15 protein-coding genes are annotated in these 14276 nt (G+C 73.7%); 5 read left to right on the forward strand and 10 right to left on the reverse strand.

Annotation, left to right across the window (positions count from 1 at the left end; all coding sequences use genetic code 11):
* Positions 1-144: 144 nt before the first annotated feature.
* Positions 145-1149: a GlxA family transcriptional regulator gene (locus ACODR5_RS09960; protein WP_488983538.1), complete on the reverse strand. Its 1005-nt coding sequence runs from the start codon at positions 1147-1149 to the stop codon at positions 145-147.
* A gap of 117 nt (positions 1150-1266) precedes the next feature.
* Between ACODR5_RS09960 and ACODR5_RS09965 the strand changes: the two genes are divergently transcribed.
* A complete protein-coding gene (locus tag ACODR5_RS09965; RefSeq protein WP_460816092.1) occupies positions 1267-1452 on the forward strand; it encodes a hypothetical protein in 186 nt (61 codons plus the stop codon).
* Here ACODR5_RS09965 and ACODR5_RS09970 read toward each other — a convergent pair.
* From ACODR5_RS09970 to ACODR5_RS09990, 5 genes are all read right to left on the reverse strand, one after another.
* Complete coding sequence (locus ACODR5_RS09970; protein ID WP_449852944.1) at positions 1428-1568, reverse strand: DUF1272 domain-containing protein; 141 nt, start codon at positions 1566-1568, stop codon at positions 1428-1430. The genes ACODR5_RS09965 and ACODR5_RS09970 overlap by 25 nt on opposite strands.
* Positions 1565-1978: a rhodanese-like domain-containing protein gene (locus ACODR5_RS09975; protein WP_460816091.1), complete on the reverse strand. Its 414-nt coding sequence runs from the start codon at positions 1976-1978 to the stop codon at positions 1565-1567. The genes ACODR5_RS09970 and ACODR5_RS09975 overlap by 4 nt, the downstream gene beginning before the upstream one ends.
* Positions 1979-2077: 99 nt before the next feature.
* Positions 2078-3286: a glycosyltransferase gene (locus tag ACODR5_RS09980; RefSeq protein ID WP_488983539.1), complete on the reverse strand. Its 1209-nt coding sequence runs from the start codon at positions 3284-3286 to the stop codon at positions 2078-2080.
* A 6-nt stretch (positions 3287-3292) separates the two neighbouring features.
* Entirely contained in the window at positions 3293-4480 is a 1188-nt protein-coding gene (locus ACODR5_RS09985) for a glycosyltransferase (RefSeq protein WP_460816088.1), read from the reverse strand.
* Between the two features lie 123 nt (positions 4481-4603).
* A complete protein-coding gene (locus ACODR5_RS09990) occupies positions 4604-6031 on the reverse strand; it encodes a CCA tRNA nucleotidyltransferase (protein ID WP_488983540.1) in 1428 nt (475 codons plus the stop codon).
* 248 nt (positions 6032-6279) lie between these two features.
* On the opposite strand from ACODR5_RS09990, the gene ACODR5_RS09995 reads away from it, so the two are divergent.
* Entirely contained in the window at positions 6280-7347 is a 1068-nt protein-coding gene (locus ACODR5_RS09995) for a zinc-dependent alcohol dehydrogenase family protein (protein ID WP_488983541.1), read from the forward strand.
* A 36-nt stretch (positions 7348-7383) separates the two neighbouring features.
* Here ACODR5_RS09995 and ACODR5_RS10000 read toward each other — a convergent pair whose 3' ends face one another.
* Positions 7384-8910: a DUF7059 domain-containing protein gene (locus ACODR5_RS10000; protein ID WP_449852950.1), complete on the reverse strand. Its 1527-nt coding sequence runs from the start codon at positions 8908-8910 to the stop codon at positions 7384-7386.
* An 86-nt stretch (positions 8911-8996) separates the two neighbouring features.
* Here ACODR5_RS10000 and ACODR5_RS10005 point away from each other — a divergent pair, with 86 nt between their 5' ends.
* The 3 genes from ACODR5_RS10005 (at position 8997) to trxA (ending at position 12591) form a co-directional block, all read left to right on the forward strand.
* Positions 8997-11165 (forward strand): DUF6049 family protein, encoded by a 2169-nt coding sequence (locus ACODR5_RS10005; RefSeq protein ID WP_449852951.1) that lies wholly within the window; start codon positions 8997-8999, stop codon positions 11163-11165.
* 73 nt (positions 11166-11238) lie between these two features.
* Complete coding sequence (trxB, locus tag ACODR5_RS10010; RefSeq protein WP_488983542.1) at positions 11239-12204, forward strand: thioredoxin-disulfide reductase; 966 nt, start codon at positions 11239-11241, stop codon at positions 12202-12204.
* 27 nt (positions 12205-12231) lie between these two features.
* The gene (gene trxA, locus ACODR5_RS10015) at positions 12232-12591 is read left to right on the forward strand and encodes a thioredoxin (RefSeq protein WP_449852953.1); all 360 of its coding nucleotides are present in this window, start codon (positions 12232-12234) and stop codon (positions 12589-12591) included.
* A 62-nt stretch (positions 12592-12653) separates the two neighbouring features.
* On the opposite strand, the gene ACODR5_RS10020 is transcribed toward trxA, so the two are convergent.
* Genes ACODR5_RS10020 through ACODR5_RS10030 form a run of 3 tightly spaced genes read right to left on the reverse strand, consistent with a single transcriptional unit; the run spans position 12654 to position 14208 of the window.
* Complete coding sequence (locus ACODR5_RS10020) at positions 12654-13004, reverse strand: tryptophan synthase subunit alpha (protein WP_488983543.1); 351 nt, start codon at positions 13002-13004, stop codon at positions 12654-12656.
* A 60-nt stretch (positions 13005-13064) separates the two neighbouring features.
* The gene (locus ACODR5_RS10025) at positions 13065-13322 is read right to left on the reverse strand and encodes a DUF7218 family protein (RefSeq protein WP_488983544.1); all 258 of its coding nucleotides are present in this window, start codon (positions 13320-13322) and stop codon (positions 13065-13067) included.
* Between the two features lies 1 nt (position 13323).
* A complete protein-coding gene (locus ACODR5_RS10030) occupies positions 13324-14208 on the reverse strand; it encodes an SDR family oxidoreductase (protein WP_488983545.1) in 885 nt (294 codons plus the stop codon).
* Positions 14209-14276: the final 68 nt, after the last annotated feature.

The raw sequence follows: 14276 nt of genomic DNA on the forward strand, positions 1-14276 counted from the left end.
TCTCCGGCCACCCCTGACCCGCTCTTCTTCCGCGAGACAGCAACTGTGCGCCGAGTCAGCGGCGTCTGCACGCTGTCTCGGCGCGGGAATGCTGTCTCGCGGAGGGGAGGGGCTGTCTCGCGGAGGGGGACGGGCCGCAGCCGGTCAGGCGAGGGCCAGCTCCGGCGCGGCCTGGCCCGCCGCGGCCTCCGCCGCGGGGGTGCACGCGAACCGCGCGCGGTAGGCCGTGGGGCTCGTGCCCAGCGCCCTGGCGAAGTTCTGGCGCAGCACGGCGGCGGATCCGAAGCCGCACTCGGCGGCGATCCGGTCGAGGCCCCAGTCCGTGCGCTCCAGCAGGCGCTGGGCGTGCATCACGCGCTGGCGGGCGAGCCACGCGGCGGGAGTCGTGCCGTGATCGGCGCGGAACCGCCGGGCGAACGTCCGCGGCGACATGTGCGCGTGGGCGGCCAGATCGTCGACCGTGAGGTCGCGGCTCAGGTTCGCCAGCGCCCAGTCCAGCGTGGGGGAGAGCGACATGCCCTGCGCCTCGGGCAGCGGGTGCAGGATGAACTGCGCCTGGCCGCCGTCGCGCTGCGGGGCGACGACCATGCGCCGCGCGACGACGTTCGTCAGCTCGGCGCCGATCTCCTGGCGCAGCAGGTGCAGGCACGCGTCGATGCCGGCCGCCGTGCCGGCGCTCGTGATGATGCGCCCGTCCTGCACGTAGAGCACGTCCGGATCGATCGTCGCCCGCGGGAAGCGCCGCGCCATCTCGTCGGCGTACATCCAGTGCGTGGTGGCGCGTCGGCCGTCGAGCACCCCCGCGGCCCCGAGGGTGAACGAGCCGCTGCACACGCTGAGAACCCACGCGCCCCGGTCCACCGCGCGGCGCACGACGTCGACCACGCGCGGGTCCACGTCGTCCCAGTACTGCCGGGGCGTCGCCGTGACGACGACCACGTCGGCCTCGTCGGCGAACGACAGGTCGTTCTCGATCTGCAGCGAGAACCCCATCTTCGTGCGCACCAGGCCGGGATCGGGCGTCACGGGACGGAAGTCGAACGTCGGCACGCCCTGGTCGGAGCGGTCGAGCCCGAAGGCCTCGCACACCACGCCGAACTCGAACACGGCGGCGCCGTCCAGCACGATGCAGGCGACGGTCTTGATCATGGATCCTCCCGGTGGCGGGATTCCTGCGGACGGCGGCAGTCGTGGTGGCAGGAATCGAACGGATTGCGTCGAATCTGCCACTCGTGGCCGGATCCGCACAACCGTAGCTTTTCGGACATGGGCCTTCTTCTCGGCATCCTCCTCGCCGCGGTCTCCGTCGCGGCCGTCGCGGCCACGCTGTGGCTGCTGCCCAACGACGGCTACGGTCAGCGCGTGTTCGGCACCGACGACTGGTCGCAGCCCCCCGGATCTCGCCCCTCGTGGCGACCGGTGACCGCTCAGATCCGCACAAGCTCGCCCTGACAGTTCGGGCAGCGGCCACCCGGGAACGTCGCGACGCACGCGGCGCACCACGTGCAGCCGAACGAGCATGCGAGGAACGGCCCCTCGGCGCCCTCGCACCGCTGACAGGAGGTCACCGCACGACCCCGGTGAGCGGATCGACGGGGAAGCGCGTCTCGCCCTCGCCGGTGACGACGGGGTAGCCCTCGCGGGCCCAGTACTCGAAGCCGCCGATCATGAGCTTCACCTCGTAGCCGAGCTCGGCGAGGGCCAGCGCCGCCTTGTCGCCGCCGTTGCAGCCGGGGCTCCAGCAGTACACGACGACGGGCGTGCCGGCCGGGATCTCGGCGGCCGCGCGCGCGGGGATCTCGCGGGTGGGCAGGTGGATGGCGCCCGCGGCCCGGCCCTGGGCCCACGCCTCGGCGGAGCGGGTGTCGACGAGGACGAAGCGCTCGCCCGCCTTCTGCGCGGCGCGCACGTCGGCGGGGTCGGTCTCGAAGGCGAGCTTGGCGCGGTAGTGCGCGGCGATGTCGGCGGGTGCGGTCATGGCCACACGGTAGGCGACGGCGCGGCCTCGCCCCGCCGCACCGCGGCACAACGGCAGGATCCCGTCGCTGCGTGGCAGGGCGCCGACGCCGCGGTCCGGTCAGCGCGCGCGCACGCGCTCGTAGACCTCGATCATCGCCGCCGTGCTCGCGGACTGACGGAACCGCTGCCGCACCGCCGCGTCGGGCGCGGGCGCCGATCCGGACCGGATGTCGGCCGACGCCCGCCGCAGCGCCGCGGCGAGGGCGTCGACGGACGCGTCCGCACGATCCGGTTCGCCGACGTGCCAGACGCCGGAGCCCACCTCGGCGGCGATGTCGGGATCGCTCATGACCGACGGCGTGCCGAGCGCCGCCGCCTCGAAGGGCGTCATGCCCTGCGTCTCGAAGCCGATCGAGGTCTGCACGAGCGCATCGGCGGCGCGGATGCGGGCGAGGGTCTGCTCGTAGGGGAGGCCGCCGAGGAACGTCACCGTCTCGTCGAGCCCGTAGCGGCGCACGATCCGCTGCGCCGCGCGGCGCTGGGCGCCGCCGCCGATCACCTCGACGCGCATCGGGGCGCCGGCGCGCGCGACGGCCTCGAGGAACGGAAGCAGCCGCTTCTCGGGGCTCATCCTCCCGATCCACACGAACGCGGGCACGTCGCCGTCGCGGCGCGGGGCGGCGCGCTCGGTCGACATCCTGTCGAGCACGTCGTCGTCCATGCCGTTCCAGATCGCGTCGACGCGCGCGGCGACACCGTGCCGCTCGAGCCGCCGGGCGAAGTGGTGCGAGGGCGCCGTGACCGCCGACGCCGTCTTCGCGAGCCCGCGCAGATAGGCCCAGCCGTCCGATCCGGGCCCGCTGCCCGGCATCACGCGGCGGCGCCACGCGTTCAGCGCGCGCAGCACGAGCTCGGGGAACGGGGCGGTGGCGCGCAGGCCCACGTCCACCCGGTTGTGCATCGTGTGCACCACGGGCAGGCCGTGCCGGCGCGCGTAACGGTATCCGAGGAGGGCGCCCCAGAAGTCGGCCTGCACGTGCACGACGTCGGCGTGCGGGCGCGACGCGAGCGCGCGCTCCACCGCGTCGTCCGAGCGCCGCCCCGGCCAGGTGAAGGAGTACTCGAGGTCCACCGTGACGGGGATCGACGGCAGGTCGGCGTAGGCCGGGTCCGCGGCGTTCACCGACGCGCGCGGGCCGTGCCGCCACGGCGCGACGATCGTCACCGTGTGCCCCGCGCGCTCGAGGTACCGCCGTTGCAGCCGCGTCGACACCTGCGCGCCGCCCAGCGTCTCGACGTGCTGGTCGGCGAACATCACGATGTGCACGGCGGCCTACTCGGGCAGGGGCTCGCCGCGGTACAGCGCCTCGAACGTGTCGAGCGTGCGATTGATGTCGTGCGCCTGCACCATCTCGAGCGACGCCTCCTGCATGCGGCGGCGCTGCTCGGGATCGGCGGTGAGCACGTCGGTGAGCCGCGCGGCGAGCGCGTCGACATCGCCCGGCGGGAAGAGGTAGCCGTTCTCGCCCTCGTGCACGAGGTGCGGCAGGGCCACGGCGTCGGCGGCCACGACGGGCAGGCCCGACGCCATCGCCTCCATCGTCGCGATCGACTGCAACTCGGCGATCGACGCGATCGCGAACACGCTCGCGCGCGTCAGCGCGGCACGCAGCTCCTCGTCGGTGGTGTGCCCGAAGAACGTGACCCGGTCGCGGATCCCCAGCTCCTCGGCCAGCTTCTCGAGCGAGGGTCGCTGATCGCCGTCGCCGACGAGGTCTAGCTTCGCGTCGAGGGCCGGGTCGAGCTTGGCGACGGCGCGCAGCAGCACGTCCACGTGCTTCTCGGTGGTGATGCGGCCGACGAACACGACGCGGTTCTCGGTGCGCGGCGACAGATCGGGCGTGTACTTCGACTCGTCGATGCCGCAGCTGATGGGGATGACGCCGGCGATGTCGATCGTCGATTCGAGGAACTCCGCCGCCTTGCGCGTGGGCGTCGTGACGGCGGCCGTGAGGTCGAACGTGCGCTTCGCGTCGCCCCACGCCCACTTCACGAGAAGGCGGTTGAGCGCATCGGGCAGCATCGTGGAGTCCACGATGTTCTCGGGCATGACGTGGTTCGTCGCGATCACCGGGATGCCGCGCTTGCGCGCCTCGCGCGCGAGGCCACGGCCGATGACGATGTGCGACTGGATGTGCACGACGTCGGGGCGCACGCGGTCGAGCACGGCGCGCGCGTAGTGCTTGGAGCGCCACGGCCACACGAACCGGAGCCACTCGTGGCCCGGCCAGCGCACCGACGGCAGCCGGTGCATCATGAGCTCGCGGCCCTCGATCGTCTCGAATCGGGGCTCGGCGCGGCGGTAGCGCGTGTTCGGCGCGGAGACGTGCACCTCATGCCCACGCTCCACGAGGCCCGCGGCCAGCCGCTCGGCGAACCGGGCGGCGCCGTTGATGTCGGGCGAGAACGTGTCGCATCCGAGGAGGATCTTCAGCGGCTGCTCGTTCGACGTATGGTCCACCCCACGAAGTTACCCGGGGAGGGCCCGGTTTCCGCGGCGCCCTGCCGGGATTCGGGGGTTACCCGGAGTTCACCGGGCGCGTCCTTCCCGTGCGAGCCCGGCGGGGTGCCCGGCCGCGCGCGCTCAGCCCTGCTCGGCCCACCACGCGCGCAGGCGGCGCTCGGCCTCCTCCTCGCCGAGCACGCCCTCGTCGAGGCGCAGATCGAGCAGGAAGCGGTAGGCGGCGCCCACCTGCGGGCCGGGCCGGATGCCCAGGATCTCCTGGATGCGGTTGCCGTCGAGCTCGGGGCGCATCGCCTCGAGCTCCTCCTGCTCGCGCAGCGCGGCGATCCGCTCCTCGATGTCGTCGTAGGCCGTCGCCAGGCGCATGGCCTTGCGCCTGTTGCGCGTGGTGACATCCGCGCGGGTGAGGATGTGCAGCCGCTCGAGCTCGTCGCCCGCGTCGCGCACATACCGCCGCACGGCCGAGTCGGTCCACGCGCCCTCCGAGTAGCCGAAGAAGCGCAGGTGCAGCTCGATGAGCTTCGAGACCGAGGCGATGGTGTCGCCGTCGAAGCGCAGCGCCTGCAGCCGCTTGCGCGCCATGCGCGCGCCGACCACGTCGTGGTGGTGGAAGGTGACGGCGCCGCCCTTCTCGAGCTTGCGGGTGCGCGGCTTGCCGATGTCGTGCAGCAGCGCGGCCAGCCGCAGCGGGATGTCCGGATCGGCGCCGGGACGACGCGCGTGCTCGTGCTCGATCGCCTGGGTGAGCACCGTGAGCGAGTGCTCGTACACGTCCTTGTGGTGGTGGTGCTCGTCCACCTCGAGCCGCAGCGCCGAGACCTCGGGCAGGAACTCCTCGATGAGGCCCGTCTCCACGAGCACGCGGATGCCGCGCACCGGATCCTCCGTGCCGACCAGGCGGGTCAGCTCGCCCTGGATCCGCTCGGGGCTCACGATCTCGAGCGTGCGGCCGAGCCGCTCGATCGCGGCACGCGTGGCGTCCTCGATGTCGAACTCCAGCTGCGACGAGAAGCGGGCGGCGCGCAGCATGCGCAGCGGGTCGTCGCCGAAGCTCACGGCGGGATCGATCGGGGTGCGCAGCACGCCGGCGAGCAGATCCTCCACGCCGCCGGTGGGGTCGACCAGCTGCACCGACGGCACGCGCAGCGCCATGGCGTTCACCGTGAAGTCGCGGCGCGTGAGGTCGGCCTCGAGCGTGTCTCCGAACTCGACGGCGGGCTTGCGCGTGGTGCCGTCGTAGCTGTCGGCGCGGTACGTCGTGATCTCGACCTGCTCGCCGCGCACGCGCGCGCCGATCGTGCCGAACGCGCGGCCGATGTCCCACTGCGCGGTGCTGATCGGGGTGACGATGCGCAGGATGTCGTCGGGCCGCGCATCGGTCGTGAAGTCGAGATCGTGCGTCGCGCGGCCGAGCAGCGCATCGCGCACGGGACCGCCCACGATCGCGAGGTCGTGCCCGGCGGCGGCGAACGCCCGGCCGAGCTCCGCCACCACGGGGGAGGCCGCGAGGTCGCCGAGGCGCGCGAGTCCGGCGGCCATGTTGAGCATGCGTTCCAGGGTAGCCGGGGCGCGCTGAGGGGCCGGTCGAAGGCCGCCTCCGCTCGTCGGCCGAGCGAAGCGCGCGGAGACGGCTTGAGCGAGCGAAGCGAGTCGAAAGCGAGGCCGCAACGGCGCGGCCTCGGCTCGCTGCGCTCGCTCGGCCCGTCTCCGCTCCGCGCCCTTCGGGCGCTCCGGTCGACGAGCGGGATCGGGCCCGCGCGCGCCGCGAGCCAGCACCACGGCGATACGCTCGAAGCATGCTGGCGACGATCCTGTACGGGCCCCGCGACATCCGCGTCGAGGAGGTGCCCGATCCGCAGCTCGCGCCGGAGGGCGGCGGCGTCGGCCGCGACGCGATCGTGCGCGTGGTGGCGGCGTGCGTGTGCGGTTCCGACCTGTGGCCCTACCGCGGCGTGACGGAGCCGAAGACGCCCAAGCGCATCGGGCACGAGATGATCGCGGTCGTCGAGCGCGTCGGCGCCGACGTGTCGCGGATCAAGCCCGGCGACTTCGTCATCGCACCCTTCTACGACTGCTGCGGCGAGTGCGCGAACTGCCGCAACGGCTTCACGACCTCGTGCCTCGAGGCGGGCAGCTGGGGCGGCCGCGACCACTGGGGCCTCGACGTGGACGGCTGCCAGGGCGAGCTCGTGCGCGTGCCGCACGCGGACGGCACGCTGAAGGTGGTCGAGGGCGGCCTGCCGGACGAGTCGATGATCCCCAGCCTGCTCACGCTCTCGGACGTCTTCCTCACCGGGCACCACGCCGCCGTCTCGGCCGGCGTGCGCGAGGGCTCGACCGTCGCGGTGGTCGGCGACGGCGCCGTGGGGCTCTCGGGCGTGCTCGCCGCGAAGCGCCTGGGCGCCGAGCGGATCGTCGCGATGTCGCGCCACGAGTCGCGCCAGCGGCTGGCGACGGAGTTCGGCGCCACCGACATCGTGCCGCAGCGCGGGGACGAGGGCGTCGCGGCGCTCAAGGACCTCTTCGGCGGCATCGGGCCGGACTGCGTGCTGGAGTGCGTGGGCACGAAGGAGTCGATGGATCAGGCGCTGCGCTCCGCGCGCCCCGGCGGCCAGGTCGGGTTCGTGGGGGTGCCGAACGGCGGCCCGGAGCTGCCGATGCGCACCATGTTCTCGACGAACGTCGGCGTGCGCGGCGGCGTGGCGCCCGTGCGCGACTACGTCGACGAGCTGCTGCCCGAGGTGCTGGACGGATCGCTGAACCCCGGCGCCGTGTTCGACGCGAGCTTCGCCCTCGCCGACGCCGCCGAGGCGTATGCCGCGATGGACGAGCGGCGCGCGATCAAGTCCCTGCTGCGCCCCTGACGTCGGCGGTGCTTCCGACCGGGGCGGACACGAGGATCAGTCCGCGAAGGTGAGGAAGCCGTCGAGCAGCAGCTCGCGGATCGTCGGCAGCAGCGCGGCGCGCAGGCCGGCGGCGTCCGCCTCCAGCAGCTGCGCGATCGCGTCGATGAGCACGCCGGCGGGCAGCTCGCCGTCGCACGCGCCGAGCAGGCCGGCGAGCGCCGGGTCGGCCTGCACCGATCGGCCGAAGCCGCCGCCCTGGCGCAGCTCGATCACGCTCGGCGCCTCCTCGCCGGGGCGGTGGTGGCGCGCCTCGGTCACATCCGCGGCCGTGCGCAGCCGGGCCGCGGCGAGCGCCTCGTCGTCGAGGGCGGCCGCGCGGTCGTGGTGCGCGAGCGCCGCTGCGAGGTGCGATCCGAGCGCTCCCTCCGACGGGATCGGGCTCGTGACGCGCTCATATCGTGCGAGCGTCGGCTCCCCCTCGGCGCGGCGCAGCAGCACGTAGCCGAAGCCGATCGCCGTCACCCCGCGGGCGGCGAAATCGTCGAGCCACGCCGTCAGCAGCGCGTCGAAGGCCGCCGATCCCGGCGTCGTGCCGCCATCGCGGATCCACATCTCCGCGTACCGGATCGGGTCGAGTTCCTCGCGCTCGATCACCCACGCGTCCAGCGGCACCGGCGACGCCGCGACCCACGCGCGCACGCGATCCAGACCCGCCACGCCGTCGCGGGTCTCCCAGTTGGCGAGCATCTGCGCCGCGCCGCCCGGCTCCAGGTGGGGGCCGACGCCCGCGACGACCTGCTCGACGAGCGCGTCGCCGATCAGGCCGCCGTCGCGATACTCGTAGGCGGGCACGCCCTTTGCGCGCGGCGTGATGACGAACGGGGGATTGGAGACGATGCGGTCGAACCGTTCCCCCGCCACGGGGGCGAACAGCGATCCCGTCCGCTCCTCGACGCCGTCCACGCCGTTGAGATGCGCGTTCAGCCGCGCGAACGCGAGCGCGCGCTCCGAGATGTCGGTGGCGACGACCGCCTCCGCATAGCGCCGCGCCCGCAGCGCCTGGATGCCGCACCCCGTGCCGAGGTCAAGCACGCGGCGCGCGGGGGTGGGCAGCTGCAGCCCCGCCAGGGTGAGCGACGCCCCTCCCACGCCGAGCACGTGGTCCTCGTCGAGCGCGCCGCCGCCGAGCGCGAGCTCGTCGAGGTCGCTCGCCACCCACCACTCGCCCGGCCCGCGGTCGTCGTGGAACGACTGGGGGCGCACGATGGCGCGCGGGGCGACGACGTCGCCGTCTCGCTCCGCCAGCCCCAGCCGCTCGAGGCCGGCCGCGCCCAGGGTCGGGAGCGCGCGATCGACGTCCGCAGCCGGCTGCCCGACGCCGAAGACGAGCAGGCGGGCGAGCACCGCGAGCGGGTCGCGCCGGTCGCCCAGGCCGCGCAGCGCCGGCTCGCGCAGCCCGCGGCCGGCCGCGTCGTCGGCCTCCACGCCCCAGGCGGCGCGCAGCGCCTCGGAGCGGAACCGCGCGGCGGCGAGGTCCGCGGCGAGCGCTCGGCACAGGGCGGGGTCGGGACGGGGCACCATGCGTCCTATTCAAGCGGAGCCGCGGTGCCTGTCGCGCCGCACGGCCTGCGGGGAACGCCCAGGCGCGTTCGTAGGATGGTTCCGGCATGTCCGCACCCCGTCGCCCCTCCAGCACGACCGCGCGCAGGCGGCGATTCCTCGCCCCCCTCCCCGCGGTGCTCGCCGCGCTCCTGACGGCCGGGCTCGCCGGGCCCGCCGCCGCCGACGCGCGCCTGGTCGACGCCGCCACCCTCTCGCCCACGCCCACCCCGACGGCCGGAACCGGCGAGGACGACGACGAGCAGCGCGCGCGGCTGACCCTCACGCCGTCGGCCGGCACGATCGGCGGCGAGGACGAGGTCGCGGCGACCGCCTCGATCGAGAGCCCGCTGGGCCTCGCCGCCGTCCCGGCGGGAACCGTGACGCTTCGCATCGGCGACCAGCCGCTGCCGGATCGCGCCGCGCTGGAGGCCTGGCTGGACGGATCCTCGTCCGCGCGCCTCGTCGACCTCGACACCGCGGAGGCGGGGGTGACGGCGCCGGGCGCGTCGCAGACGATCGCGCTTCGAGAGGACGAGCGCACGACCGCGCGTGCGCCCGGCGTCTATCCGCTCCGCGCCGCGCTCTCGGGAGGGGGGCAGCGTCTCGAGGACGACGCGCTCGTGCTCGTGGAGGGCGGCACGCGCCCGTCGATCGCCGTCGTCGTCCCGCTCACGGCCCCCGCCACGGATCGCGGACTGCTGACGAGCGAGCAGCTCGCGCAGCTCACGGTCGCGGGCGGCTCGCTCACGACGCAGCTCGAGGCCGTGGCGGGCACGCAGGCGGTGCTGGCCGTCGACCCCGCCATCCCCGCTGCCATCCGCGCGCTCGGCTCCTCGGCGCCGGCGTCGGCCATCACGTGGCTCGAGCGCCTCGAGTCGCTGCCGAACGAGCGCTTCGCCCTCGGGTTCGGCGACGCCGATCCCGCGGTCCAGATCGCCGCCGGATTCGGCGATCCGCTCGCCCCCCTCTCCCTCGCGCCGTACCTGCCGGGGGCGGGGGAGCCCGCGCCCCAGCCGTCCCCGGAGCCGACCGGCGATCCCACCCCCACACCCACGCCCAGCCCGACGGCATCGGCGGCGCCCGACCCCGGCTCGCTCGACCTCGAGGAGCTGCTGTCGATCGGCGGCGATCCCGCCGCCGTGGGCTGGCCCGATCCGGCCGCGGTCGACGCCGCCACGGTCGCCGCGCTGCGTGATGCCGGCAGCGCCTCGCTCGTGCCCTCCACCGCCACGGCCGCCGGGGCGGACGGGGCACCGGTCCCGCCCCGCGCCGACGGAGCCCTCGTGTACGACGCCGCGGCGTCGGAGCTGCTGTCGGCGGCGGCCGCGCTCGAGGACGAGCGCGCACGGGAGGAGGCCCTCGCCGCCGCGCGCGCCTCCCTCTGGCTCGCCGCGGGAGAGGTCGGCGGCACCCTGCTCGTCGCGCTCGAGCGGCAGGGCGGCGTGGACGCCGGCGACGACCGCCTCGACCGCGACCCGTCCCCGCGACCCGCGGAGGCCGTGTCGGATGCGGTGGCGACCGCGAGCTCCTTCGCCCCGCTCACGCTCGCGGCGCTGCTCGCCGCCGCCCCCGTCCCCGTGGACGTCACGGGTCCCGGCCCCGATGCGGCGCGCGTGGCCGCCGCGAACGAGATGCACGGCCGCGAGGATCGGCTGACGCAGCTCGGCAGCATCCTGAACGACCCCACGCTCCTCACCGCCCGCGCACGCGCCGAGACGCTGCAGCTGCTGGGCACACCGTGGAGCGCGCACCCGGACGCCTGGGAGGCCGCCGTGGCGGCCGAGCGCGAGTCGATCACCGCCCTCGGCGGCGCGGTCGGCATCGTGCCGCCGAGCGACGTGCAGCTGCTCAGCTCCGAGGCGCCGCTGCCGGTGTGGATCCGCAACGATCTGCCGTACCCCGTCACCGTCACCCTGCACGCCCAGCCCGACAATCCGCGCGTCGCCGTGCAGGAGACGACCACGGTGGAGGCCGCGCCGTCCCAGAACACGCGCGTTCGCGTTCCCGTGGAGGCGGGCATCGGCAACGGCCAGGTGCGCATCTCGCTGTCGCTGCAGAGCCCGACGGGGGTCGCGGTCGGCGCGCCGCAGGCCATCGACGTCACCGTGCGGGCGGACTGGGAGCGCGCCGCGATGATCGTCCTCGGCGTCCTCGTGGCCGGTCTGGCCGTGCTCGGCACGATCCGAACGGTCCGCCGCCGTCGTCGCCGCGCGGCCGCTGCCGGGCGTGACTAGCACCGCGATCCTCAGCCGCGCGGAATACCCCGCGGCTAGTATGGGTTGAGGTCGGCGAACACAGGAGGCGCGCGTGCGACAGCTCATCATCATCGGATCGGGTCCGGCCGGGTTCACGGCCGCCATCTACGCGGCGCGTGCGAACCTCAAGCCGCTCGTCATCGCCAGCTCGGTGGAGGTGGGCGGCGACCTCATGCAGACCACCGAGGTCGAGAACTTCCCCGGCTTCCCCGAGGGCGTCATGGGCCCCGACCTCATGGCCAAGATGCAGGAGCAGGCCGAGAAGTTCGGCGCCGAGATCGCCTACGACGACGCGACCGAGCTCGACCTCGACGGCCCCGTCAAGCGCGTGACGCTCGGCAGCGGCAAGGTCGAGGAGGCCCGCGCGCTGATCTTCGCGACCGGATCGGCCTACCGCAAGCTCGGCGTCCCCGGCGAGGAGGCCCTCTCCGGCCACGGCGTCTCGTGGTGCGCCACGTGCGACGGCTTCTTCTTCCGCGACAAGACGGTCGCCGTCGTCGGCGGCGGGGACTCGGCGCTCGAGGAGGCGACGTTCCTCACGAAGTTCGCCTCGAAGGTGATCGTCATCCACCGCCGCGGCGAGCTGCGCGCCTCCAAGGCGCTGCAGGACCGCGCGTTCGCGAACGACAAGATCGAGTTCATCTGGAACACCGAGGTCGTCGAGATGCTCGGCGCCTCCGGCCTCACGGGCGCGCTGCTGCGCGACCTCACCACCGGCGAGCAGCTGGAGCTCCCGCTCGACGGCATGTTCGTCGCGATCGGATCGGACCCGCGCGTGCACCTCGTGCACGGCAAGCTCGACCTCACGGCCGAGGGCACCGTCGCCGTCGACGGGCGCTCGTCGCGCACCTCGGTCGAGGGCGTCTTCGCCGCCGGCGACGTCATCGACCCCACGTACCGCCAGGCCGTCACGGCCGCCGGATCGGGCACCGTCGCGGCCCTTGACGCGGAGCACTACCTCGCCGCGCAGGAGGACCTCGACAAGGCCGAGGCGCTGGAGCAGATCGCCACCGTCTGACACGGGAATGCGCGGCGCGCCGCCGCGTTGACACCGACAGATCCGAAGACAAGGGAGAACGACATGACCGCCAAGGCAACCACCTCGGCCACCTTCGAGCAGGACGTGCTGCAGGCCGACGGCCCCGTGCTCGTCGACTTCTGGGCCGAGTGGTGCGGCCCGTGCCGCATGGTCTCGCCCGTGCTCGACGAGATCCAGGCCGAGCACCCCGACAAGATCACCGTGCTGAAGCTGAACGTGGACGAGAACCCGGATCTGGCGATGAAGTACCAGATCACCTCGATCCCCGCCATGAAGGTGTTCCAGGGCGGCGAGGTCGCCACGACGATCATCGGCGCGAAGCCGAAGTTCGCCCTCGAGCAGGACCTCGCGCAGTACCTGAGCTGATCAGCCCCGCAACGAAGTGACCCCGGTCGCCAGTCGGCACCGGGGTCTCTTCGTCTCTCGGTTCACGCCCTGTCGATCACGCGCACGACGGCGTCCCAGCGGCGGTGCGTGTTCTCCTGCCCGATGAGCCGCCACACCGCCCGCGCGAGCTCGGGGTACTCGGCCGCGATCTGGCGCAGCAGGCGCTGATTGCGCGCCCGCGTAGGACGCAGCCCCCCGTCGGCGTCGATGTGCTCCGCTCGCAGGGTGAAGACGACCAGCTCGTCGACCGTCGGCAGGTCCTCCATGAACTCCCACGGGTCCTCGCCGGCCCGCAGCCGCTCGTGCACGAGGGCCGCGAGCTCGTCGCCCGCCTCGGCGCGCAGCAGCTCCACGCTGGCGCGCCGGCGCGGTGCCGAGTGCTCGTCGTCCATCAATCCAGCCTAAGGCGCGGGGGCTGGACGGGCTCCGGACCCCGCACCGCGCCCGGCCGGTCAGTGCCGCCGGAGGCGGTCGATCAGTTCGTCCTTCTTCAGCTTCGAGGTGCCCTCGATGCCGAGCTCCTTCGCGCGTTCGCGCAGCTCATCGACCGTGCGCTCCTCGTAGTTCTCGGCCTCGCCGCCGCGCTCACCCACCTTCTCCCGGCCGTCGCGGGCGGCGGCGTTCGCGATGCGCGCGGCCTTCTCCTTCGAGTTGCCCTCGTCGCGCAGCTTCTCGTAGAGCTCCTCGTCCTTGATGCTCGGGTTCGGCATCTCAGAACCCCTTTCCGCCCGTGACGGGGATGACGGCGCCGGAGACATATGACGCCTCGTCGCTTGCGAGATAGACGTACGCCCCGGCGAGCTCGCTCGGCTGGCCGGGCCGGCCGAGCGGCGTGTCCTTGCCGAAGCTCTCGACCTTGTCGTCCGGGAATCCCGTGGCGGGGATGAGCGGCGTCCAGATCGGTCCCGGCGCCACCGCGTTCACGCGGATCCCCTTGCGGCCGAGCTCTTGCGCGAGCCCCTTCGTGAAGGCGACGAGCGCCGCCTTCGTCATCGCGTAGTCGAGCAGTCCCGGCGACGGCTCGGCCGCCTGGATCGACGTCGTCGTGATGATCGATGCCCCCGCCGACATGTGGGGCACGGCCTCACGGGCGAGCAGGAGCGCACTCGTCATGTTCGTCGCGAAGACGCGCTCGATCTCGGAGAGCTGCAGGCTCTCGATCCCATCGCGCTGCTTCTGATATGCCGCGTTCGAAATGAGGATGTCGAGGCCGCCCAGCTGCTCGACCGCACCCGCGACGAGATCGATGCAGGACTGCTCGCTGCGCACATCGAGCGGGAACAGCGCGCAGTTGCGCCCCGCCTCCCGGACCAGCCGCTCCGTGTCCTGCGCGTCCTGCTCCTCCTCCGGCAGGTACGCGATCGCCACGTCCGCGCCCTCGCGCGCATACGCGATCGCCACGGCGCGCCCGATCCCGGAGTCACCACCGGTGATGAGGGCCTTGCGCCCCACCAGGCGCTCACGACCCTGCCACTCGTTCTCGCCGTGATCGGGGGTGGGAGCCATCTCGCCGGTATGCCCGGGCTGCGACCCCTGCTGCTGAGCCGGCGGCTGCTCGGCGGGTTCGCGCGGATCGGTGGTGTTCGGATCGGTCATCTCTGCCTCCTCCTAGACGATTCGCACGCCGGCCTGGGCGTACGTCATCCACCCTCGCGCCGGCCCGC

This window comes from Microbacterium sp. FG3 (genome assembly GCF_057809335.1).

Bases quoted from the DNA above. Each gene is read 5' to 3' on its own strand.
- ACODR5_RS09960 (WP_488983538.1), bottom strand. From the start codon at position 1,149: ATGATCAAGACCGTCGCCTGCATCGTGCTGGACGGCGCCGCCGTGTTC.
- ACODR5_RS09965 (WP_460816092.1), top strand. From the start codon at position 1,267: ATGGGCCTTCTTCTCGGCATCCTCCTCGCCGCGGTCTCCGTCGCGGCC.
- ACODR5_RS09975 (WP_460816091.1), bottom strand. From the start codon at position 1,978: ATGACCGCACCCGCCGACATCGCCGCGCACTACCGCGCCAAGCTCGCC.
- ACODR5_RS09990 (WP_488983540.1), bottom strand. From the start codon at position 6,031: ATGCTCAACATGGCCGCCGGACTCGCGCGCCTCGGCGACCTCGCGGCC.
- ACODR5_RS09995 (WP_488983541.1), top strand. From the start codon at position 6,280: ATGCTGGCGACGATCCTGTACGGGCCCCGCGACATCCGCGTCGAGGAG.
- ACODR5_RS10000 (WP_449852950.1), bottom strand. From the start codon at position 8,910: ATGGTGCCCCGTCCCGACCCCGCCCTGTGCCGAGCGCTCGCCGCGGAC.
- ACODR5_RS10005 (WP_449852951.1), top strand. From the start codon at position 8,997: ATGTCCGCACCCCGTCGCCCCTCCAGCACGACCGCGCGCAGGCGGCGA.
- ACODR5_RS10020 (WP_488983543.1), bottom strand. From the start codon at position 13,004: ATGGACGACGAGCACTCGGCACCGCGCCGGCGCGCCAGCGTGGAGCTG.
- ACODR5_RS10025 (WP_488983544.1), bottom strand. From the start codon at position 13,322: ATGCCGAACCCGAGCATCAAGGACGAGGAGCTCTACGAGAAGCTGCGC.
- ACODR5_RS10030 (WP_488983545.1), bottom strand. From the start codon at position 14,208: ATGACCGATCCGAACACCACCGATCCGCGCGAACCCGCCGAGCAGCCG.